The sequence below is a fragment of the Dyadobacter sp. HNCC25DJ185 genome (genome assembly GCF_056895195.1).
On the sequence record NZ_JBXHAR010000010.1, the window covers coordinates 234,057 to 257,099 of the forward strand.

The following is a 23,043-nucleotide window of genomic DNA, read 5'->3' on the forward strand; positions in this document are numbered from 1 at the left end:
ATATGGATCAGATCAAGCTATCGGCCCATGCTCTCAACCTCTATTTCGGTGATAAGCAGGTTTTGAAAAATATCAACATTGATTTTCCTAAAAATCAGGTTACTTCATTGATCGGCCCCTCCGGATGTGGCAAATCTACGTTACTTCGCTGTTTCAACAGAATGCATGATCTGTCTGCCGACGCCAGGATAGCAGGAACTGTGAAGTTGGACGAACTGGATATTTATGACAAAAAGAATTCGGTTACCGACATTCGTAAAAGGATAGGAATGGTGTTTCAAAAGCCCAATCCGCTGCCAAAAAGTATTTTTGAAAATCTGTCTTATGCATTGAACATTCATCAGTTTCCCAAAAATGAAATTCCTGGGCTTGTCGAGTCGGCGCTCAAAGAGGCTTATTTGTGGGACGAGGTGAAGGATGAGTTGAAAAAACCGGCGGTAAAATTGTCGGGTGGCCAGCAGCAGAGGTTATGCATTGCAAGGACCGTGGTGCTGCGCCCCGAAGTGATCCTGATGGACGAGCCTTGTTCGGCCCTTGATCCGGTAAGTACACGGAAAATAGAAGATCTGATCCTGAGCCTGAAAAAAGATTATACCATTGTAATCGTCACCCACAACATGCAGCAAGCCCAGCGCATATCCGATCAGGTTGCATTTATGTACCTGGGTGAATTGGTTGAATTTGGAAGCAGTCATGAAGTTTTCCAGAATCCTCAGAAGGAGCTCACCAGGAATTATGTCAGCGGGCATTTCGGATGAGCCGTTCGTGGGAGTAGTACGATTCGACGCGTCGGCAATCATATCGTCTGGCGAGAGTCAAAATAGCCCCGGCACAACCGCGTGTTGTCACGTCGGTAATCTTGACCAGGTTTTGGTACCCATCACAAATGCGGGAAAGTATTTGTAAAGCATGCACCTACGTCCGGTTACAGATTGGACGTCAACCGATCCGGGCCATCATCCTTGTTTCTTCACAACTGTCGACTAATCAACAACGAAGCTACACTTGTTAAGTGAAAGTTAACTTTCGCCGTCGAGTAGTTTAGTAATTCGGATAAGAATGATTTTTTCGCAAACGCATTTTTTTCTATAATTCATTCATTTGTAGTTATTTATATTCATACATCTTGCAATTTTCAGTTTTCGATGTGTTGGGTTAATGTTAAGAAGGGGCCGATTATTTAATTTTACATCAATTCTGACATCAACTTTCTGTTTGCGTGTGCCGATTTTATTGCAGGGTTCGGCTCCGAAAATCGGAGTCGCCTTTTATCTATCGTAACATCTGATTGAAGTATGGATATGATTACAACGATTGATCCTATCAATAATTCCGGCAGCAACATTCAGTCACATGATGGTTTGTATTATGTTGTTTACGAAGCCAGTACGACAAATGGTGCCACTCGTGATACAGCGTTCATTGAGCAGCGAACGAATTCAGTTGGTTTACCTTGTGAGCTGGCCGAGGACGAATTGTGTTTCCCATCTTTAAAAGAAGCCAAATCGTATGTGAAGGAGCAATTCAGCTCGGGCGCAGAATATTTCTCCCTGAACCAGTCCAATGACCCGGACAGCTTTCTCTATCTACTAGCCGACAAATTGACCTACCTGCTTGCCTGAGTCGACCGGTGTTCAAAATGTTGGCCCTTGCCATTCCGGTATCATGGAGATGTCTTTTCTCTCAGATCGCCGAAAATCCAGTAACTGATTTTTGAATTGGTGTGGCTGTTGAACTGCTTGTCACTTCCAAAAGTCCCTGATCAGCATTTCCGTGGTCGTTGTAATAATCACGGCCAGCAAAAAAGGTTTGTCGAAGCCAGGCAAAAAAAGCTGCCGGGAGTCCAGTACCCGGCAGCTTTTATGGAATTTATCTGAATCAATAACCCTGATTCTGGTACATTTTGGTCGGATCCAGCTTGTACTCGTCAAATGGGATGGGGTAGTACCGGTCCTTTGTGCCAAAGTTGGAAAGCTTGGCAAGACCAAAATCGGCCTGGTTCTTACTTTTGAAATAGGCGACCAGTTCGTCCGTAGTGAAAAAGCGTAATAGGTCAAACCACCGCTGGTTTTCAAAAGCCAGCTCCACGCGGCGTTCATGCAGGATTGCCAGTTTCAAAGTGGGATATTTCGCCTTGTAAGCCGCGTTCTGTATGGAAGCTGCGTAGGTTGGCAACCCGGAGCGTTCACGAACCTGGTCCAGAAAGCCGATTGCTGCGGCTTCATCTCCTAAATACATATTCACTTCCGCCAGCATCAGGATAATGTCGGCATAGCGCATCAGGATCCAGTCATTTCCTCCATACCCGTTGGTGGTTGCAGCGGCACTGGCATCACGGAATTTCGTGATGAAGTAATCACGTACGATCGGGTCATTTGCAAATTTGACCGAGAAGTCTTTCCTGACATCTTTTTCCTCGTAGTCCAAAACCAGGTCGCCGGTAACATTGCCGCCTGCACCGGTAGAGGTTACGAGTGAATTGATCGTCTCACCTTTTGCCTGATTGTTACGCGCGATCGCAGAAGAAAAGTTAATGTCGCCCTGGCGGTTCACGATCTGAAAAATGATCTCAGGCGTGGTGGATTTCTTAGCCACATCAAAAACATCGGCGTAAGGGATCTCTTTCAGCAGCCCGAATGCGCGGAGGTTATAGCAGGCCATCAGATAGGTTTTTGCTTCGTTCAGGTTGGCGGTCCGGTTCGCGGGATCCAATGTGGTGGCCATCGTCAGGTATACCTGTCCCAGCAGTCCGTTGGCGGCGGCTTTTGTTACTTTGCCTTTGGTAGCGGCTGTTTGCGTGTTTGGTAATGTACTTGCGACTGCGTCCTTCAAATCACTGACGATCTGCTGGTAAACTACCTCCTGTTTTTCGCGGAAGGTGTTGGCCTGCACTTCCGCCAATGAGTTCAGCGGCTTGGTGATCAGCGGAACATCGCCCCATTTTCTGACCAGATCAAAATAGATCATCGCCCGCATGTATTTGGCTTCGGCCTGGTACTGCGACTTCAGGTCATTATTGGTAAAATTGACCTTCTCAATTCCAGCCAAAACCTGGTTAGCGCGGGAGATCACCTGGTACAATGCCAGCCAGTGGGTTTTGAGATAAGTATTGCTGGGCAGCAGTGAAAAATCGTTGAACTGAAACGGCTCCCCGGCATTGGACTGGTTATCGTTCCTGCCGGTGTTGTCCGAGCGTTCCTCATTGAAAAGCCCGCTGGTTTCGCCGACGCCATTGCCATTTCTCAAAGCATTGTAAATGCCGTTTACCGCGGCAAGCACATCGCCTTCCGACTGGTAGTAAGATTCATTGGATACTGCATTAGGATCTTCCAGATCAATGAAATCGGAAGAGCAGGCACTGAGCAGGGATAATCCTGCAGCTACGAGAATAGGTGTTATTTTATATTTTCTAAAAATCATGGTCATGTAAAATTAAAATGTGATACGGGCACCAATGTTGTAGGCACGGGCAAGCGGGTATTTGCCATAATCGACACCCGGCGTCAGGTTAGCTCCGTTGTTGTAATCTACCTCCGGGTTGTATCCCAGGTACTTGGTCAGTGTAAATGCATTATCAACACCCACATAAATCCTCAGGTTGGTGATGGCATTGTTACTGATCCGGGCGATTTTCGGGAAGTTGTAGGCCAGGGTCAGGTTGGTACATCTCAGGAATGAGCCGTCTTGCAGATAAAAGCTGGAAAGACGTGTGCTGTTGCTCTGCGTACCGCCACGGGAAGCGCGATAGATCTTGCCGTCCCCGGGCTCGGCCTCCGAACGGTAGCGGTTGAGTACTTTGGAATACTGGTTTCCTGAACCTTCCATGTTGAAGATATAGTAATCCTGTCCGTCCAGTACCTGATTTCCATAAACCCCATTGAATGAAGAGCTGAAATCCAGGTTCTTATAAGTTGCTGAAATGGCAAAGCCGTACGTGAACTTGGGCATCGGACTGCCGATGACCGCCTTATCCGCATCATTTACCACGCCATCGCCATTCCGATCTTCGAAATAAAGATCACCCGGACGAAGCGGGTTGGTAGAGGCAGTCGAGCGGGCAGGGCCCTTGATCTGATATCCTGCCGGGAATTTCTGGGTAGACGCATTGTAGACGGCATTGTCGGCAGCGAGGTTTTCCATGTCCGATTCGCGCACCATACCTTTTACTTTAAACCCGTAAAACATCCCGATGGGCTGGCCTTCCTGGGTAATGTGCGTCACATACGAGCGCTCGGCGCCGGTAGACAAGATGGTATTTGCACCACCCATATCCAGCACTTTGTTTCGGTTTAAAGAGAAGTTGCCGCTGATATTCAGGCTGAAATCGCGTTTTGAAATAACCCGTGCATCTGCCTGTATGTCAAAACCAGTGTTCTGAACTTTGGAATTGCTCAGGTTTGTCAGGATGGTCGATGAGCCGGAAATGGCCGACAAAGGCTGATTGAAGAGCAGGTTGAAAGAGCGGCTCAGGTAATAATTGGCAATGATCGAAAGACGGTCGTTGAGCAAGCCCAGGTCAAGGCCGACATTGTACTGGGAGGTGGATTCCCAGCCCAGGTTCCTGTCCTTGATGCTCTCAGCCCACAATGCAGTATTGACCGTTCCGTTACCGAAAACCGCGCCGCCGGGCGCTGCCATCGTTTGCAGGAAGCTGTAATTTCCAATGTTGTTGTTCCCGCTCAGTCCCCAGCTCGCGCGGAGTTTCATAGTAGAAGCTTCGCCCAGGAAATCGCCATAAAATGGTTCATTTGAAATGTTCCATCCTGCCGAAACGGAAGGGAAGTTACCCCAGCGGTTGTTAGGGCCGAAGCGCGACGAGCCGTCGGTACGGAAGGAGGCAGTAAGGTAATATTTGTTGTCAAAATTATAAACAGCACGGGCCAGGTAGGATAGGAGCGCCCAGTTGGTTTTTCCTGTTCCGTCGCCTTCGGGGGTCCCCGAGTTCAAAGAAAAGTATATCGCATCCGCGCCTTTTCCGGTAATCTCTTCGATACGGTCGTTCTGGAAGCCGCGGGCAGTGACCGAGATTACGTCACGGTTATTTTCCTGCGTGGTGTAACCGACAAGACCATCAATGTGGTGGCGTCCCCAGTCCTTTTTATAATTCAGGGTAAATTCGGCCAGCTTGTCCATGTAATTGACCGTCCTCGCCAGGGAGTTGGCAGCGGCAATCGCCTGCGGCGATCCGGGAGGGTTGGCACCATTGCTCAGACTGGTTGGCAGGTAGTATTCGTATTTTTCATTGTAAGTCTGCAAACCCAGGTTCACCTTGAAATTCAGGTCTTTTACAATTTCAAGAATGGCAAATCCATTGTAAGTCCCGCGCTGGCCCCTGCGGTTAATGTGCGTTTCAGTGGCCAGTGCCACGGGGTTTTCGATGGACTGCAAACCATAGCCGGAACTCAGCGCCGCGGCCTCATTTTTGGCCAGACTTCCATCTTCATGATAAGCCTTAAAAATTGGCATGTACACCAATGCACCCAGGATTGGCCCCTGATTAAAACGTCCTTCCTGAACCTCACGGTTGCTGTTATACGTAAAAGCCAGATTGGCACCCACTTTCAGTTTTTTATTCACATCGGCATCTATGTTGGCGCGAAAGTTTGTCCGGTCCTGTTTGGTGCTCAGGATGATTCCCTGCTGTGTGAGATATCCGCCGCTGATCGAGTAGCGCAATCCTTTTTGTCCGCCCGAGAAGCTGACATTATGCCTGCTGACAGGCGCATTCCGGTAGAGTTCGTCCTGCCAGTCGGTGTTGTATTTAGGCGTAATCAGTTTTTGATTGGTAAAATCATACAGATCGGTAGGGATGCTGACCGACCCGGCGCTGCCGCCCAGGTTCTTGATGCGGGTCGCATTATCGTCGGAGAACATGCCATCATTCCAGGCTTTTCCCGAATTCACCATTAAGTCGCGGTAGGCATTGTTGCGACCATCTATCAATAGCTGCGCAAATTCCGAGGAATTAAGCATATCGATCTTATGGCTCAGCTGGTGCACGCCAAACTGGTAGTCATATTCCAGCTTTCCTTTTCCTTCTTTTCCGCGCTTGGTCGTGATCAGTACCACACCGCCTGCCGCCCGCGATCCGTAGATAGCAGCTGAGGCCGCATCTTTCAGGATATCAATGGATTCGATATCGTTGGGGTTGATAAAAACATCATTTCCGGCAGGATATCCGTCAATCACGTAAAGTGGGTCAGAGCTGGCATTGATCGACCCTACGCCACGCACCCTGATTTTGGTACCCACATAAGGCGCGCCGCTCACCTGCGAGATCTGCACACCTGCAACCTTGCCAACCAATGCCTGGCCGACTGTTGGCGTAGTCAGGTTCAATTCTTTTGCTTTTACGCTTGAAACAGCGCCAGTCAAATCGCTTTTACGCAGCGTCTGGTAACCTACGGCCACCACCTCATTGAGCATCAGCGCGTCCTGTTTCAACTGGACATTCAGGGGCTTCTCGTCTGAGACCACCACTTCCTGTGCGATGAAACCGACAAACGAAAACACCAGCGTTTTGCCGGCACTGGTTTCGATGGAAAATTCACCTGCTTCATTCGTGACGGCGCCCTTGTTATTATCACCTTTTTCGAGAATGGTAACACCCAGTAGCGGATCGCCTGTTTCGTCTGCTACCTTCCCGGTCACGGTGATCTTCGGTGCCTGCTGGTTGCGGTTAACCGAGGCTGGATTGAGGCTTTCTGCCGGTGCGGCCCTTAGTGACCCACACGGGTTAAACACCATCGAACCGGCAATCATTACGGGGACGATTGGTAAAAGGAGTTTTTTCATAAATTGAGTAGTAATTTAATTTTTACAATATAAGTCTCTTGCCCTGCAGTCTATATCACTCCGCAATAAGAGCCATTGAAGGGCGCAAAGGTATTCTGTTACTGTTACGCCAGGGGGAATGGTATGTTACCAAAATGTAAATTTTACAAGAAGGGTCAGCGTGATCCGTGCCGGTTGAACAGCCTATTTGTGTCCTCTAATTGTTTCTTGGTGAATTGCGAATACGAATTCTTAATACGCTGAAACGGATAATGGGAAGGCTCATCATTTCTTTCTTGCCTATGCTCACGGGATCATCAATGCGCCATATCCCTAACCCTTTCTTCAGGCAAGACGATTTCATTGCCAGTTTAGGTTACGGGATTGGTGATCGGGCAGAAGACGCCAGGCATAATTAAATCTGATCAGCTACATTCCTTTATGGACAGAATGATTTTTCATACGTGTTGGGCCAACAAAAAGGCGACCAACAATGGCCGCCAGGCAATCCGCAACAAAGAGTGGGCGCATGTGCTGCAAATACTTCTTTGTGGTGACAAGACCAATCCGTTGCAGGGCTAGCCCGCGGTTTGCTTTACAGTCACCGTTTTATCGATGGGAGATCGCAAGTAATTTCTCGTAGCGGACAAGCCGCACCCGAAATTCCGGATCCCGAAAACGGTAAAAGAGATTACCCCTGGCAAGATACATATCTTCGGGGGCGACGGAACAGTGTTAACCAAATCATAACATGCGGTTTCAAGGAACTCAGACTCTTGATTTGTCCAAGCTTTTCATCAAAATCGTTAAAGATCCATCCTGATCACTTGCCTTATTTGATTAAGATATGAAAAAACCGTAGGCGCCTGAACGGATCGCACATTCATCGGGCTTCTGCATGATAGGGCGCGACTAATAGTTCACATAACGCTCTTCAAAACTGCCATCGGCATAAAGGTCAATCAGACCGTATCCTGGCGCAGTTTCCCGACGGTTGCCATTCCACCACGCACCGCTGACCGCCCCGTTACATAGGTAATTGACGTTGTTATAAACCACTTTGTCCCGCATGTGCAAATGCCCGCTGAGGCAGAGTTTCACATTGGGATGCTGATAAAAAAGATGAATGATTTTTGCAGTGTCGGTGTGCATATCTCCCCCAAGCATCTCCCACCGGTTGACGACATGATCCTCGATCATCAGCAGCGCCGTGAGAATCGGGATGTGCGACATGATCAACACAGGCATTGCCGGGTCGGTATTGGCTAATTCTGCTTTCAGCCAGTCAAATTGTTTGTCCCCTAACTTTCCTATGTACCAGGTGTTGTCGATATCCAGGTGAGTGCTATCTAGCACAATGAACTTCCAGCCATTATGGACGAAGCTGTAATAGGGACTGGTCAGCTGAAGCTGGTTGAGGCTGTACTTTTTTCCATACCAAGGCAGTTGCCTGGAATCCTCATTCCACCACACGTCATGATTGCCCAGGCAATAGTGAATAGGTAAACTGCATTCCTGTTGGGTAATGTGATGCAGTAGTTGCCATTGTTTGTGAATAGAAACAATGTTCTCTTTATTCATGTCAAAGACGATATCTCCCCCATTTAACATCAGATCGACCTTTGGGGACTGATTCTGGATATGGTGAAGGCAGCTGACGAATTTGGCAGGAGCGCCCAAATCGTCTTTCAAATGCACATCGGTAAGATGAACCACCCTTAAGACCTGCTTTTTGACTTTTTCTTCAAACGGATTTTTGAGCAAAGGGGTCGATAAAATACCCCCTAAACCTTTCAAGATGGATCTTCGTTGCAACGTGCTGGCGAAATTAGGAGAACACCGGGAAGTAATCCTGGATTCTGAATGTGTATTGCCAAAATTAGCATCCAGGCATTTGTCGATTGTTACCGGACTATTAAATTGACGTAAACCTTGTGATGAGGATGTTTCGCATGTTATGATCTGGCGAAAATATGTCGCGACGTTGAAATGTGAATATGATCAGCAGGCTCGGAATGAGGGCAGGATCAGCAGGTTCTAAAATTGTCAGAATTGCTTCCAGCAGGGCGGTTTTGTAACAAACTCAGAGACTAAGACTGCTTCAAACTTTTGAGCGGATCGTCGGAGGCAGTTTTCGCAGCCTGGAAGCCAATGGTGACAGCGGCGACGATCAACGCTAATAATCCTCCTATTGCGAAGATTTTCCATCCCGGGGCAATTCTGTATGCAAAATGTTGTAACCATTTCTCTGTGAACCACCATGCAGCAGGAAAAGCGAAAAGCATAGAGATTCCAATCAGGATCAGGAAATCCTTTGATAAGACAAAAATGATATTCCCTGAGGTCGCGCCTAAAATCTTACGAATACTCACCTCTTTGACCCGCTGCTGGATTGCATAAGTGGCGAGCCCAAAAAGACCGATGCTGGCGATAAAAATGGCAAGAAATGAAAATAAAGTCAGGACTTCTTCCTCAGTTTTCTCAGATTCATATTGATTGGCGATACGCTGGTCAAGGAAGTAATAATTCAGTTTACTTTTCTGATCAAATTGGTGCCAGGTTTTTTCAAGAGAAGCCAATGTCGTTTTAAAATGGTCGCCCTTTATTTTCAATGCGACCATTCCCCAGCCAAACCGGCCCGTATTCGCCATCACCAGGGGGGTAATCTTCTTGTGAAGCGACTCGAAATGGAAATCTTTGACCACACCAACGACGGTATATAAATAGGTTGTTTTACCATCCCGGGAATTGAAAGGCAATTCCGTGCTTGATATCTTCGCCCCAATCGGGTTTTTCAAACCAAAATCTTTGACAGCCTGTTCGTTTAACAAAAGGCTCAGGGAATCACTGGCAAAGTCAGACGAGAATAACCTTCCTTCTTTCAATTTTATCCCCAGGAGCTGCGCATATCGTTCATCAACAAAAATCGTTTTTTGCGTTCTTGATGTTTTCGTATCCACCGCCTGCATAGCCATCGTGGCCGCGCCCCCGCCGCCCGGCAGATCGCTGCATCTGCTCCACTGCTCTACCCCCGCGATTTTTGAAACTGCTTCAACCAATGTATTTTTTGGAATTTGCTGTCCATTTGAAATCTGGCCGTTCAAACCGTCAATCACGATAATGTGATCTCTTTGAAATCCAAGGCTGTCGCCAAGCATGTATTTCATCTGCATGTTCATGGCGATCGTGCAGATGATAAGTATGATTGAAATTGAAAACTGGAAGATAACCAGTCCATTTCGCAACGCCATTCCCTGCGCAGTTGATTTAAAGCTGCCTTTCAAAATGCTGATTGGTTTGAAAGCAGACAGGACAAGCGCTGGATAAATTCCGGCCACTGCCCCGATCAGGACCCCGAACCCGATCATCAGAAAAATTTGGGAAGGGTTTGACAGGCTTGAAACAGAAATGTGAGTACCTGCGATATCACTAAGTAACGGAGTAAAAATGATGACGAGCAGCATTGCCACCAACAAACTTGCCAGACAGAAGACGATCGATTCGGAAAGAAATTGCCAGACCAGCGCATTCTTCCTGGACCCGAATGTCTTACGGATACCCACTTCCCTGGCCCTGTCGACCGAAATCGCCGTAGACAGGTTCATAAAATTAATGCAGGCCAGGAAAAGAATAAATGCGGCTATGGCGCCGAAAAGTATAACCCTGTTGATACTGCCGACCGGACTAAGTTCTTCTTCCAGTGTCGAATACAGATGTATTTTCGTCAAAGGCTGAAGAAAATAACGATAGCCGTTGCCTTCACGAATAAACTGCTGATAAGAAATCCCAAAACCGGTTTGAATAGCCCCCGAGACATATTTTTCTACGATCAAGGGTAATTTAGATTCGAGCCGTTCTGCGGAGGCATTTTTATTTAATAACAAATAGTTATAAGAAATCAGGTCATAGTAATTTTGGACGCCTGTGTTCAGGCCGAGCGATGAGAACAGAATATTGAATTTCAGGTGCGATTTTTCAGGCCAGTCCTTACAAACCCCCTCAATGTTAACGGTTAAAAAACCGTTGATTGTTAATGATTTCCCCATTGCTTGTTCAGGCGAGCCGAATAGTCGAGTGGCCTCGCTTTCATCCAAAACCGCAGTTCCGGGCTTATGGAGCGCCGTGCGGATATCGCCTTCTATAAAATCACCGCTAAAAACCTGGAAGAAAGCAGGTTCAACCGCCAGGATCTCATTGTCTTTGAAATTCTGATCCCCGACTTTGACCGAGGCCCCGTTTTTAGCAAAGTTCAATATGTTTACACTTTCCAATACTTCCGGGAATTCCCTCTTAACGGCTTGCCCAATTGGCAAAGGAATTTCGCCCATCAATGCGGAGCGGTTCGGATATTTCCGTTCTAGAGCTAACCTATAAATATGATCGCCCCGCTGGTGAAAACTGTCGTATCCCAGCTCATTCTGGATATACAGCGTCAGCAAGATGCTGACCGCAAAACCGATTGACAATCCTGATAAATTAATGAATGTGAACGCCTTTCTTCTCAGAAGGGTCCTAAGCATTACGGAAAGGTAGTTTTTCAGCACGGGACAGAAGTTTTAATATTTCTCCAAAATGATAATGCCAGAACTTCAATTGTTTGATTTATAGTCATTTGTACTGATATTCTTTCGCGCTACTGTCCGGTTTTGAAACACCGCTTGTTCGCTTGCGGATATTTGTTTCTGGGCAATTAGTGCGGAAGTCACGGACGAATGTAATGATACGCCTCACTGGCCTCTTTTAATGGGCAACCGAGCATGGCAATCATTTCAGGATTCGGATAGATAACCAAATGGTCAGGAGGCGCGTGTCCCTTTTAATACATTCTTATTGCTTTCCTAACCTCGGCCTAACCTAAGTCTTTCACCTTTGACCCAAGAAAGACCGGGTCGAAGCACTTCTCTCGCCGGTCCTATCCCAAACCGCTTTAACAGAAAGGAGGTATCCCATCATTGAACTTATGCTGTTCCCAAATGATCAGTCACGCATTTGTCGTGGCAAAAAAATTAAACCTATTCACCAAATGAATCCAAACGGTACAAAAAACAATTTGAAGGTTGCAAGGCTTCTTACATTGGCTTTACTATTGCAGCTCACTGGTTCGCAACTCCTATTTGCGGGTATCAAGCAAGGCCCTAAACAAGAAACGGTACGTGGAACTGTTTCCGAAGAAAACGGACAGGCTTTACCCGGTGTCAGCATTATTTTGAAAGGTTCGTCGGGAGTGGGTACGACCACCGACGCAAATGGAAAATTTTCGCTTACTGTCCCCGATAACAATGCCGTACTTAAATTTAGCTTTATCGGTTATGTGTCAGATTCCGTGGCGGTTAACGGCAAATCAGTCATTGATTTGGTGTTGCGGCGGGATGTGCAGGTGCTCAATGAATTGGTGGTGGTGGGTTACGGCGCGCAGCTCAAATCGGATGTTACCGGCGCCATCAGTTCTGTTGCTGAAAAAGACTTTAACCGCGGAAGCATCATTTCACCCGAGCAGCTGATACAGGGAAAAATGTCGGGTGTGAACGTCACTGCTTCCAGCGGGGAGCCGGGCGCGGCGCTTGCCATCACCATCCGCGGGCCGGGGTCACTTCGAAGCGGGAATACGCCGCTTTTTGTAGTAGATGGTGTGCCTTTGGACAACTCCGCAAAAAGCCCCTCCACGCCGGATGTGGGGTTTGGGTCCAGTGCGTCACCGAATCCACTTAACTTTCTGAACCCCAGTGACATTCAATCTATCGATGTGCTCAAAGATGCCTCTGCTACTGCTATTTACGGTAGCCGTGGCGCAAATGGCGTGGTACTGATCACAACCAAAAAAGGTTCTGTCAAGAAGGCAGGGATGGAATATTCGACTTATGTGGGCATTTCCACGGTCGCCAAAAAACTCGACCTGCTGACCGCGTCTGAATTCATCAAGTATGCGCAGGATAACAACAAGCCAGGAAATATTTACAATGCCAACATCAGTACCGACTGGCAGAATGAGATCTTCCGCAAAGCGACGACCCAGAATCACCAGCTGTCTTTCAACGGTGGTTCGGATCATTCTAATTACTATGTTTCACTGGGCCTGATGGACCAGGAAGGGCTTATCAAGCTCAATGAAATGAAGCGGTATTCGGCCAGGTTCAATTTTAACCAGAAATTGCTGAAAGACAGGCTAACGGTTGCGGTGAATCTGACGGCGAGCCATATCCGCAACAGCGGAACCCCGCGTAACGATGCTGCCGAGGCAAGCGCAGGGAACCTGATTTCGCAGATGATCAACGCCAACCCAACTTATCCTCCTTATGATGAGAATGGCGAGATTTTCCGGTTCCCCAATGGCAAAAACCCACTGGCCATGCTCGACATCTACAAGGATTTTACAAAAACCAACCGCGTGCTGGGTAATGTAGAAGGTACCTTGAAAATCATTGAAGGCCTTGAATACAAAATCAACTTCGCGATCGACAACAGCACATCCAACAGAGATACGCAGGTAAGCCCCAGCAGTTTGCCCAATATGAGTTATCCCGAAGGCCGTGTGGTTTTCAGCGGAACAGAATACACCAACCGACTGATCGAGAACTATCTGAAATACGCCCTGAACTTCTCCCGCCAGAACATTACCTTTTTGGCAGGACATTCATACCAGCGTTTTTACAGAAGGGCCAATTCATCCAGCATCAACAATTTTACAACCGGCCAGATCGACGCGATCTACAATCCTGGAATTGGTACTTCGCTGAATATCAGTCAGAACCTTCCCGCAGGTAGCGCCAGCATCGACGAACTTCAATCGGTTTTTGGAAGGGTTAACTATGCTTTTGGCAACAAATACCTTTTGACCGCGACATTACGGGCCGACGGTTCGTCCAAATTCGGTGCCAACAACAGGTATGGCTATTTTCCTTCACTTTCCGGCGCATGGAAATTGAACGAGGAAAAATTCCTGGCAGGTTTCCGTCAATTGGACGAGCTGAAATTGCGCGCAGGCTGGGGGCAGACTGGTAACCAGGAAATTCCAGGAAAAATCACCCTGCCCTTATTGCTGACCAGCGTTGCCGGCGGACAGGGTTACCCATTGTCGGAAGGCGGCATTAACAGTGGATACACTTACTCGCGGACGGCCAATCCGGATGTGAAATGGGAAGTTGTGACCCAATCCAATGTGGGACTTGATTTTGCCTTTTTCCGCGGAGCGCTTTCCGGTAGCATGGATTATTATCACAAAAAAACCAATGATATCCTGCTGAACCTCACCGTTACAGATCCCATTTCACCAACCAGCACGAAATGGACCAATGTGGACATGGACATCATCAATAAAGGTCTGGAAGTTGCTTTGGAATACACCAATAGAAGACCAAAAGGACTGCTGTGGTCCGTTGGAGGAAACATGACATTTATCAACAATGTCGTGAAACGCGCCCCTTTCTCCCTGATCAGCTCAGGAACATTGAAAGGGCCTGGTATGTCGGGCGTAACCGCCAATGGTTATATGAACGGCCAGAGCATCGGGACTTTCTACCTCTACGATTTCATTGGGTTGAACGACAAAGGCGAGAACATGTTCAGGGATGTGAATGGAGATGGCGGGATCAACGATGCGGACCGGGTCGCGGCTGGCTCGGCGGTTCCCACCTTTATGTACAACTTCCACGGACAGGTTTCTTTTAAAGGTTTTGACCTTTCCATCAATTTCAATGGCGTATCCGGTAACAAAATTTACAACAATACAGCCAACTCGTATTTTAACCTTCCTTCGCTTGCCAAAGGCCTGAATGTGACGCGCGACGTATTGGATACCAAAGGAGAGAGCCCGCTCAATTCGGCGACCTTCTCGACCCGTTATTTGGAAGACGGCAGTTACCTCAGGCTGAACAACGCGACTTTGAGATACAATTTCAGAACGTCCAAAATAGCCTGGCTGAAAAGCCCCGCCATTTTCGTGACCGGTCAGAACCTGCTGACATTCACCAAATACAAAGGATTTGATCCCGAAGTAGATGTGGCTTCCAACTCCGGAGACGTACTTTCCTACGGCATCGACTTTACCAATTATCCCAGGGCCAGAACTTACATGGTTGGCTTAAATGTGTCCTTTTAATTAATTATCATGAAAAAAATCATTTCCATCCTATTTCTCATCGCCGCCTTCGGCTGTACCGACCTGGAACCCGAAGTGCTCGATGAAGCCCTGAACAGCGACCTACTCGAAGGCGCAGGTGCGGCAGAAGGGATTCTCGCCCCGGTTTATGGCCGGATGAACCAGCTGTATAACTCCCACGAAGACTGGTTTTTATTGCAGGAAATCTGCACAGACGAAGCCATGGTACCGTATCGCGGCGGAACCGACTGGTTCAACGGCGGTATCCTGATCGAGGCATTCAGGCACACCTGGACACCGGCACATACCACACTCCGGAACGTCTGGAACGAGATCGTGCAGGGAATAGCGCGTTCGGCCATTGCGGTGAATACACTTTCCAAGCTGGATAGTCCCAATTCGGTGGCATATTCTGCCGAGGCCAGGGGAATGGGTGCATTTTACAATTATTGCCTGCTCGATGCCTACGGATTGTGCCTTTATAAAGATCCTGCGGCGATTTATTCGAGCGAAAAATCCAAGATCCTGAAAGGCGCGGAAGCAGTTGACTTTTTGCTTTCCGAACTGGATGCCATCGAGAAAGACTTGAAAACAAAAGCCGAAATCGGGGCCGGAAGGTTTACAAAAGGTGCTGCCTGGGCATTGAAAGCCCGGATATACCTCAATAAAGCAGTGTACACGGATCGCTATGCGACTTCATTCAACTTTGCAGCCGCGGATATGCAAAAGGTGATTGAAAACTGTGATAAAGTGATCAATACCGGCGGCTACCAGCTGGATAACACCGATTACTTCTCCATTTTTGATATGGATAACCACAATCATCCGGAGCATATTTTCGCGATAGATCATCGCGATGATGCCAACAATGCAGGCCGCCTGGTGTGGTTCTCATTGGCGCGTAACCAGCATTTCAGCCTGACCAACCTGGTATCAACAGGAACGGACGGCGGCTCGGTGACCAGCGATTATTACAATACCTGGAAAGGCAATATGGATGACCCCCGGTTTTATCTGGAACACATCAAGCAGGATGGTTCGGTGACGTCCATCCCCGATGCAGCTTACTCGCTCAACAGGGGCTTTTTGCAGGGTCAACAGTATGGTATCGTGCTCAACAGCGCCCGGACTGCTTTTAAAAGAGCTGCGAACGGTGAGCTGATCATCGAAAAACTTTTTAATACCCAGCGTACCGGCGAGCCCGTGAATTTCACGATCAATGTGGACCTGGAAACGCATAACGGACATTCGGATGGGGTGAGGGTTTCCAAATACGAAGTGGATCCCCGCTCGACCAATGGACGGAACTATTCGCGCGTAGACCAGCCGATGATGCGCCTGGCGGAAATTTATCTGACCCGCGCCGAAGCCAAATTCAGAAGTGGCGACCTGACCGGTGCATTGGCAGATATGAATGCGATCAGGACTGCGCGGAAGCATCCCCGCCAGATGACCGCTGCCGAATTAACATTGGACAACATTTACCGGGAGCGCGGCTATGAGCTTTATTGGGAAATGGTGAGAAGGACGGATATGGTGCGTTTCGGAAAATTCGAGGATACCTGGACTTCCAAAACCAATAAGGATATCTTCAGACGGATCTTCCCGATTCCCCAGGCGACCATTGATGCGGACCCCTCTTTTCTGAAACAAAACCAAGGTTATTGATGCGCGTTTATAGTAAAGCGTTAGTGTAAATGTTGTGCGGTATTTAATTTTTATTAATCAAATTATTATGAAAAACTCATTTCGGATCATTGCATTGCTTCTTCTGAACCTCGGATTCTACGGTGGGGCTTCTGCCCAAATGAATGGCCAGGCCAAGCACGTGATCCTGATCACCATAGACGGCATGCGTCCTGATTTTTATATGGAAGCCAAATGGCCTGCCCGCACCATTCAGACGCTGGCGAAGGAAGGTATCCACGCCAGGGGCATGCGCCCGGTGAACCCGTCCGTTACTTTACCCGATCACACCACAATGATCACCGGAGCATTGCCGGTCCGTCACGGCGTTTACCACAATCAGCCGTTCGACGCAGCAGGCTGGGCGGCGGGATCGTACGCCAATGCCGACCAGATTAAAGTCCCGACCTTATGGGATGCTGTGAAAAAAGGCGGCGGAACCAGTGCGGCCGTTAACTGGCCCGTGTCGATGGGGGCGCCGGTGAACTGGAATTACCGCGGATACCGTCCTGACGCTATTTTTCCAAAGGAATTTATGGAAGACCTGGAAGCGAATGTCATTGGAAAAGTGCCCGCGTATGACAGCAAAAAAGCCAGTTTTGATTTTGATGACTACGACGCAGACCTGAGAACGGCTACGGTAAGTGCGCACATCATCCAAAAACATAAACCCAACTTAATGACCGTTCATTTCCTGAGCACCGACCATGCGCAGCACGAACAAGGCAAGGAAGGCGACAAGGTTTATAAAGCTATTGCCGTGGTGGACATCTGCATCAGCCAATTGGTAGAAGCCACAAAAAAGGCGGGAATTTATGACAGCACCGTTTTCGTGATCGTCGGAGACCATGGGTTCGAGGACAGACATACCCAGCTTGCCTGGAATGCATTGCTCATCAAAGAAGGTTTGCTGGAAAATAAGCCTGATCGCGGAAACTGGAAGGCCTGCTTTAAGGACCAGTTCCTGATGTTAAAAGACAAAAATGACAAGGCTACGCTTACCCGTGTGAGAAAATTGCTGGAAGAGCAGCCTGCGCCCATCCGGAAACTGTACCGGATCGTAGAAAGGGCAGAATTGGATGAATATGGTACCGACCCGAACGCCATGCTATCTGTGCAGACTGTGGAAGGCGTGGTTTGCACTTCGCGTTTTAACCAGCCCGAGCTGGTACAGTCTACACCTGGTGGTTCACACGGTATGTTGCCTGACCGGCCGTCGCTCAATGCCGGTTTTATCGCTTTCGGCGCAGGCTTACGCAAGAAAATGGAGGTGCCGAAGATTGGCATGGAAGATGTTGCGCCGCTCATCGCTTTCCTATTGGGTGTGGAGTTTAAGTGTGCCGACGGCGTCCTGTATCCGGGAATGATCGCTGAAAATGTGATCAAAGGGTATTGATCAGTTTATCAAAAAGGAAAATTCATGAATTCGCATATTCTGACTAATGCCCGGATCGTCACTCCGAATGAGAACTTTACAGGGACGGTAGAAATAGAAAACGGGGTGATTGCCGATATCATCAAAGGAAAAGTGTACAGGCACGGCCGCGATATGAACGGGCAATGGCTGATCCCCGGCTGCATCGACATTCACACGGATTACCTCGAAAAAGAGCTGCACCCGCGCCCGACAGCCCATTTTTCCCTTCCATTTGCATTGCATTTTCTGGATGCGAGAGCGGCGGGCTGCGGAATTACGACGGTGTTCAGTGCCGTGAGCTTTTCCGACGATTTGGAAAAAAACAGGGGTTTTAAAGATGCGATCGAACTGGTAAGGCAGGTCGATCAGATCCGGGATACTTTGCTGGTAAGGCATTTCCTGCATGCCCGCATTGATCCCAATACCAACGCCATTCTTGATTTTCTTCCTGCAATGAGCGAATTGGAAAGCCTCTATCTGCTGGTATACAATGAAAACGTACCGGGACAGCGCCAATACAGAATGGACGACCTGGTCGAAAAAAAAGCCAAATCAGAAGGGATCAGTCTGGAGAAAGCGAGGGAGCTGCTTTTGAAGAAAGTGGACGAAACAATCCGGGTCAACACCAGGGGGGCCATCCAGGCACAATTTGGCGAGAGGTATATCATAGGTAGCCATGATGATACCACCATTGAGCATGTGATCGAAGCCAAAGCTTTCGGCGCCATGTTATCCGAAATGCCTACGACCATTGAAGCTGCCCGAAAAGCCAAAGAGCTGGGTATGTGGGTGTGCATGGGTGCGCCGAACTACTACCGGGGTGGATCGCATTGCGGAAACCTGTCGTGCGAAGATGCAATGAAAGAGGACCTGGTGGATATCCTCTGCAGCGATTATCACTTCCCGACCATGCTTTCCAGCATCACCCGGATGATCGAAGAAGGGATGGATCCCAGCAAGGCCGTGAACATGGTATCGCTGAACCCCGCGAAGCTTTTGAAAATGGATCGCGAGATAGGCAGTATTGAAATCGGCAAAAAGGCTGATCTTGTGGCTTTTGATATCAACAATTCCTTTGCGAGGGTAAGCAATGTCTTGGTCGATGGCCGGATCAAATACTTTACCGAATATTCCCGGGAAGGCAATCCTGCTTTTGCAGACGCAGAGTGACAGGTTTTGAAAAAACAGCCCGTCTGGTCTTGATGGATCGGACGGGCTGTTTTGTTTCTATCAAACTGACTTTACAAACTGCTCAAATTCAATGAGCAATTCCTCAGAATGCATTGAAATCGCTTGCTGAATAAACCTGGAAGTCTGCTGTGCCGCAAATACCAGAGATTCCTCTTTCGATTTATGTTGGTAGAAGAAACTTTCAATATAAAACGCCACAAAGGCATCGCCGGAGCCGCTGTAATTCTGCAATAATTTCGGATGATAGTAAGAAAACCGCTCCTGACCATACGATTCAATCCCGATCTGGTCGTCGGCGGTCATGCTCGTAACCACCAGTTCGGTATCCGGGAAAAGGGTTAAGAACGTTTCAATATATTTTTCAGACTCCTCTGTTCCATTCGGGTCATTTCCCGTTAAAATCTTTACCTCGCACAGATTTGGGAAAACGATATCGGACAATGGAATCAGCTCTTTCCATTTGTCTGCCACTTCCTGAGACACATACATTCTGCCATGATCGCCACAAACCGGATCGGTGATGATATGCACAATGTGCTCCCGGTAACGACTTATCAGCTCTATCAGGATCTCAGCATTTCCGGGATTGCCAAGATATCCAATGTAAAGCACGAGCTTTTGTTGCCGGTATACCGACAGTTCCAAGGTGCTGGTCAGCAATTCCCGAAAAGGCATATTGAATTTGGATATCCCGTGCATGTTGGTCAACCCATTGAGCACTAGGCTCGGAACCGGCAGTACTTTGGATCCCAGGATCCGGGTGACGACTTTCATACTAGCCATGCCGTGCACGGCGAAACTGTGAATGACCAGAATTTTAAGGTTTTCCATGCCAGGAAGAGGGTTTTAATGTAATAAAAGCGTTGTCGCTATTCCGAAATGATCGCTGGGATAAATTCCCGTTTCGGGATCCGGCGTATCGAGCACAATTTCGGATTGACAGAAATCAGGAAACCTGTTTTCCTGGATTAATGGCAGGCAAAATAGATGGTCCACACAGCGATGCAGCTGAAAAGAATCCGTAGCAGATCTTCCCATGCGAGGTTCTGTGCCATTTCCTAATAAATAACAATCCGCTACACGCGTGTTCTTTTTAAAAGCGGTGATTTCCTCCGCGTCGGCTTCTGCATTGAAATCCCCTGCTATAAGTCTGTATGGATATGGATCATAATCCCGTAACTTCTCCGCGACCGCATTTAGCTGGGCTGCCCGCAATTGCGCGGCATCTTTCAGGAATGTTAGGTGAATGTTAGCAATCAACAAGTTGTGAGCACTGCCTGTTTCGATTTCAGCCAATTGGGCTTTTCGTCCTCCGTCCGCCTGACTGCTGGGCAGATCAAATTCTTCTACCAGCCTGAGCGGAAGTTTTGAAAGTATCCCCAATCCGGAAAAACTGTTCAGCCTCTCATTTCCAACTTTTCGGATTTTAGCCCTGGCCTGTGTAAATACCGTATGCATGTCCAATTCCCCCGCCAGAAATTCCAACGTATTGATCCGGTTGTCCTCGGTTACAAAGATTTCCTGACAGATAATGACATCAAAAGCACCGTCGGCCAACTGGCGGGATAGTACTTTCATCCGTTCAAAATAATCCCCGTCGCATTTCCAGGTGTTGATGGTCAGTATCCTGATCTGGTCCTTCATTTTTTGTTTTTAAAACCGCAAGATAGCTTCCAATCATTTGAATGATATTAGGGCGATGTTTTTGGAAGGTTAAAAGGTGAAATGGTTAAAACGTTAAAAGGTCAGAAGGCGGGCCACCTTTGGCCTTTTCACCCTTCACCTTTCGTTCCTTTTGTTAGCAAAATGTTTGCCTTTGATGAGGGCCGGGTTAAACTTCCTGGTTTGAGGTCAAATGCGCTGTTTACGAGCACAAATCTTAACAATAAGCTAAAAATGGCCCCGTCTTTATTCTCTAATTTTGAATGAAGCAAATAAACAGGCAACCATCCAAATGCAATCCTAACATGCTGCAAACCATTGACAGGGATTGTCCTTGTTCCGGTCTTGGTATTTCTTCATCAAATCACTTAACCCATTTTTAGATGAAAAGAAATAAGTTGGTAGTTATTGACGATCATCCGGATGTCCTTGAACTGCTCACCTATTGGCTTAGCCGAGAAGGGTATGAAGTCAAGGTTTTTACCACGGCGGTGGACGCACTGAAATTTATCAATCAGGATAATACCGACCTGATCATCACCGATTGGGTCCTGCCCGAAATGGATGGACTCGAATTCTGCAAAAAACTCAAACAAAATATCGCTACTCTTTACATTCCCGTAGTGATGGCCACCGGCAAAGCCGACGAGATCGACGTGGTAACCGCCCTGGAAGTAGGTGCCGAAGATTATTTTGTGAAACCTTTCCGGTCCAGGGAAATGCTGACGCGCATTAAGAAAATACTCAAAAGAGTTTTCAGCGCGGATATGGACGGCGTAAAAAATGAAGCCGGTGAATCCATAGAAAGAGGGAAATTCAAGATATACTCGGCTGATTATAAGGCATTTTTGGATAACGAACCATTGGATCTGACAATTTCGGAATACAAGCTCCTCGAATTGTTCGTCAAGCGCCCCGGTAAAGTTTTTTCACGCAACCAGATCATCGAAAAGATCAACGGCATGGATTATTTTGCCACCGAGCGCTCCATTGATGTGCACATCGTCAGCCTGCGCAAAAAGCTGGGACCTTATAAATCAGTCATTGAAACCGTGAGATCAGTAGGTTACCGGTTCAATGAAGCAGTGGCGTGAGTGCCATTGAGATTTGGCTAACAGCTAACTTAATCTAACAATATTCTTCTCCTAATCGATTCCAAATAATCGGACCCTAGTTTTGAATAAACGATCAACAAATGGAAGATACGGACTACATCCTTTGTGAATGCGATTTGAATGTGCTTGAAGCATTTGTTTCAGGCCTGGAAAAGGATTTTGAAGTAACGCTGGTCAGGGCTCCGCAGATTTGCCTCACGATGATCAAAGCGGAGGATTCGGTGGAATTGCAGCCGTTTTTCCTGGGCGAAGTACTTACGACCGAGTGCGAAGTACTGGTCAACGGGATGCCTGGTTATGGCATTGTAACCGGTGACGAGCCAGTCAGAAGCTATTGTGTAGCCTTTATCGATGCGGCAATGTATTTGACGGGTGAACCCAATTCGGTCATTGTCCAATTCCTTGCCGCCCAGTCGGAGCTGATCGGGCACAGGCAAAAGGTAGAGTATAACCAGATTTTAAGGAGCAAGGTTGATTTTAAACTGATGGACCAGGATTAGTATGAAGCGCGAATTAGCTTACGACGAGGTTTTCGATGCGCAAGGCCATTTTCGTCTGTTGCTCGACAGTATGGCACGGCCCGGGAAGATCAACCAGTTTCCTGATTTGCCAATCGCTTATCCGGAAGGTATTCAAAGGGGCAGTGCATTGGTCGCTTTTGCATTGCTGAATGCCGATGCCGGTTTTCACATTTTGTCGGGGCACAGGGATGAAGTAACCCAATATCTTCAGCAGCATACCTCTTCGAATTCGCAGGATCTATCCGTTGCGGATTTCATTTTCATGGGTGGAAACGTGGGTAGCGGTGAAATAGCGCAAGTCAAAACAGGCAACTTATCTTATCCGGAAGAAGGCGCCACATTGGTGATCGACGTGGAAATACTCTCTTGCTCCTGGATCGAACATGCGACAGAGCTCACTTTAAGCGGGCCTGGTGTGAATGGAAAGAGGAACCTGTTTGTAAAAGGGATCGGTAAATCATTACTGATCGAGATAGGGGACAGGAATGCCGAATTTCCATTGGGATTGGACGTCATATTCTGCGACAGCCTGGGTCAGATTGCCGCAATGCCGCGCAGCTGCCGCGTTTATTTTGACTAAAA

Annotated in this window: 15 protein-coding genes; 9 read left to right on the top strand and 6 right to left on the bottom strand. The window is 47.8% G+C overall.

What is annotated here, in order from left to right; genetic code table 11:
- Nucleotides 1-11 precede the first annotated feature (11 nt).
- Entirely contained in the window at nucleotides 12-758 is a 747-nt protein-coding gene (gene pstB / locus AC1XUF_RS26305; RefSeq protein ID WP_483344905.1) for a phosphate ABC transporter ATP-binding protein PstB, read from the top strand.
- Between the two features lie 537 nt (nucleotides 759-1,295).
- Nucleotides 1,296-1,622: a hypothetical protein gene (locus AC1XUF_RS26310; protein ID WP_483344847.1), complete on the top strand. Its 327-nt coding sequence runs from the start codon at nucleotides 1,296-1,298 to the stop codon at nucleotides 1,620-1,622.
- Nucleotides 1,623-1,878: 256 nt separating this feature from the next.
- On the opposite strand, the gene AC1XUF_RS26315 is transcribed toward AC1XUF_RS26310, so the two are convergent.
- From AC1XUF_RS26315 to AC1XUF_RS26330, 4 genes are all read right to left on the bottom strand, one after another.
- Complete coding sequence (locus AC1XUF_RS26315; protein WP_483344848.1) at nucleotides 1,879-3,420, bottom strand: RagB/SusD family nutrient uptake outer membrane protein; 1,542 nt, start codon at nucleotides 3,418-3,420, stop codon at nucleotides 1,879-1,881.
- A 12-nt stretch (nucleotides 3,421-3,432) separates the two neighbouring features.
- Nucleotides 3,433-6,795: a SusC/RagA family TonB-linked outer membrane protein gene (locus tag AC1XUF_RS26320; protein WP_483344849.1), complete on the bottom strand. Its 3,363-nt coding sequence runs from the start codon at nucleotides 6,793-6,795 to the stop codon at nucleotides 3,433-3,435.
- An 891-nt stretch (nucleotides 6,796-7,686) separates the two neighbouring features.
- A complete protein-coding gene (locus AC1XUF_RS26325) occupies nucleotides 7,687-8,571 on the bottom strand; it encodes a metallophosphoesterase family protein (protein ID WP_483344850.1) in 885 nt (294 codons plus the stop codon).
- Nucleotides 8,572-8,864: 293 nt separating this feature from the next.
- Nucleotides 8,865-11,318 carry an ABC transporter permease gene (locus AC1XUF_RS26330; RefSeq protein WP_483344851.1) on the bottom strand — a complete coding sequence of 818 codons (2,454 nt, stop codon included), beginning with the start codon at nucleotides 11,316-11,318 and terminating at the stop codon, nucleotides 8,865-8,867.
- Nucleotides 11,319-11,797: 479 nt separating this feature from the next.
- Between AC1XUF_RS26330 and AC1XUF_RS26335 the strand changes: the two genes are divergently transcribed.
- The 4 genes from AC1XUF_RS26335 to AC1XUF_RS26350 all read left to right on the top strand — a co-directional run bounded on the left by AC1XUF_RS26335 (nucleotide 11,798) and on the right by AC1XUF_RS26350 (nucleotide 19,142).
- A complete protein-coding gene (locus AC1XUF_RS26335; protein WP_483344852.1) occupies nucleotides 11,798-14,869 on the top strand; it encodes a SusC/RagA family TonB-linked outer membrane protein in 3,072 nt (1,023 codons plus the stop codon).
- Nucleotides 14,870-14,878: 9 nt separating this feature from the next.
- Nucleotides 14,879-16,537, top strand: a complete 1,659-nt coding sequence (locus AC1XUF_RS26340) for a RagB/SusD family nutrient uptake outer membrane protein (RefSeq protein WP_483344853.1) — start codon at nucleotides 14,879-14,881, stop codon at nucleotides 16,535-16,537.
- A gap of 67 nt (nucleotides 16,538-16,604) precedes the next feature.
- A complete protein-coding gene (locus AC1XUF_RS26345) occupies nucleotides 16,605-17,951 on the top strand; it encodes an alkaline phosphatase family protein (protein WP_483344854.1) in 1,347 nt (448 codons plus the stop codon).
- 24 nt (nucleotides 17,952-17,975) lie between these two features.
- Nucleotides 17,976-19,142: an alpha-D-ribose 1-methylphosphonate 5-triphosphate diphosphatase gene (locus tag AC1XUF_RS26350; RefSeq protein WP_483344855.1), complete on the top strand. Its 1,167-nt coding sequence runs from the start codon at nucleotides 17,976-17,978 to the stop codon at nucleotides 19,140-19,142.
- Between the two features lie 60 nt (nucleotides 19,143-19,202).
- Here the strand turns inward: AC1XUF_RS26350 and AC1XUF_RS26355 are convergent, their stop codons facing one another.
- Together AC1XUF_RS26355 and AC1XUF_RS26360 are read right to left on the bottom strand one after the other, a co-directional pair.
- Nucleotides 19,203-19,994: a PfkB family carbohydrate kinase gene (locus AC1XUF_RS26355; protein ID WP_483344856.1), complete on the bottom strand. Its 792-nt coding sequence runs from the start codon at nucleotides 19,992-19,994 to the stop codon at nucleotides 19,203-19,205.
- Nucleotides 19,995-20,009: 15 nt separating this feature from the next.
- Nucleotides 20,010-20,807, bottom strand: coding sequence for an endonuclease/exonuclease/phosphatase family protein (locus AC1XUF_RS26360; protein WP_483344857.1), 798 nt, complete (start codon nucleotides 20,805-20,807; stop codon nucleotides 20,010-20,012).
- A gap of 401 nt (nucleotides 20,808-21,208) precedes the next feature.
- On the opposite strand from AC1XUF_RS26360, the gene AC1XUF_RS26365 reads away from it, so the two are divergent.
- The 3 genes from AC1XUF_RS26365 (at nucleotide 21,209) to phnH (ending at nucleotide 23,041) form a co-directional block, all read left to right on the top strand.
- A complete protein-coding gene (locus AC1XUF_RS26365; protein WP_483344858.1) occupies nucleotides 21,209-21,919 on the top strand; it encodes a response regulator transcription factor in 711 nt (236 codons plus the stop codon).
- A 101-nt stretch (nucleotides 21,920-22,020) separates the two neighbouring features.
- Entirely contained in the window at nucleotides 22,021-22,440 is a 420-nt protein-coding gene (locus AC1XUF_RS26370) for a phosphonate C-P lyase system protein PhnG (RefSeq protein ID WP_483344859.1), read from the top strand.
- A 1-nt stretch (nucleotide 22,441) separates the two neighbouring features.
- Entirely contained in the window at nucleotides 22,442-23,041 is a 600-nt protein-coding gene (gene phnH / locus AC1XUF_RS26375; protein WP_483344860.1) for a phosphonate C-P lyase system protein PhnH, read from the top strand.
- Nucleotides 23,042-23,043 lie beyond the last annotated feature (2 nt).

Bases quoted from the DNA above. Each gene is read 5' to 3' on its own strand.
- AC1XUF_RS26360 (WP_483344857.1), bottom strand. From the start codon at position 20,807: ATGAAGGACCAGATCAGGATACTGACCATCAACACCTGGAAATGCGAC.
- AC1XUF_RS26335 (WP_483344852.1), top strand. From the start codon at position 11,798: ATGAATCCAAACGGTACAAAAAACAATTTGAAGGTTGCAAGGCTTCTT.
- AC1XUF_RS26340 (WP_483344853.1), top strand. From the start codon at position 14,879: ATGAAAAAAATCATTTCCATCCTATTTCTCATCGCCGCCTTCGGCTGT.
- AC1XUF_RS26310 (WP_483344847.1), top strand. From the start codon at position 1,296: ATGGATATGATTACAACGATTGATCCTATCAATAATTCCGGCAGCAAC.
- AC1XUF_RS26345 (WP_483344854.1), top strand. From the start codon at position 16,605: ATGAAAAACTCATTTCGGATCATTGCATTGCTTCTTCTGAACCTCGGA.
- AC1XUF_RS26320 (WP_483344849.1), bottom strand. From the start codon at position 6,795: ATGAAAAAACTCCTTTTACCAATCGTCCCCGTAATGATTGCCGGTTCG.
- AC1XUF_RS26370 (WP_483344859.1), top strand. From the start codon at position 22,021: ATGGAAGATACGGACTACATCCTTTGTGAATGCGATTTGAATGTGCTT.
- phnH (WP_483344860.1), top strand. From the start codon at position 22,442: ATGAAGCGCGAATTAGCTTACGACGAGGTTTTCGATGCGCAAGGCCAT.
- AC1XUF_RS26365 (WP_483344858.1), top strand. From the start codon at position 21,209: ATGAAAAGAAATAAGTTGGTAGTTATTGACGATCATCCGGATGTCCTT.
- AC1XUF_RS26355 (WP_483344856.1), bottom strand. From the start codon at position 19,994: ATGGAAAACCTTAAAATTCTGGTCATTCACAGTTTCGCCGTGCACGGC.
- AC1XUF_RS26315 (WP_483344848.1), bottom strand. From the start codon at position 3,420: ATGATTTTTAGAAAATATAAAATAACACCTATTCTCGTAGCTGCAGGA.
- AC1XUF_RS26350 (WP_483344855.1), top strand. From the start codon at position 17,976: ATGAATTCGCATATTCTGACTAATGCCCGGATCGTCACTCCGAATGAG.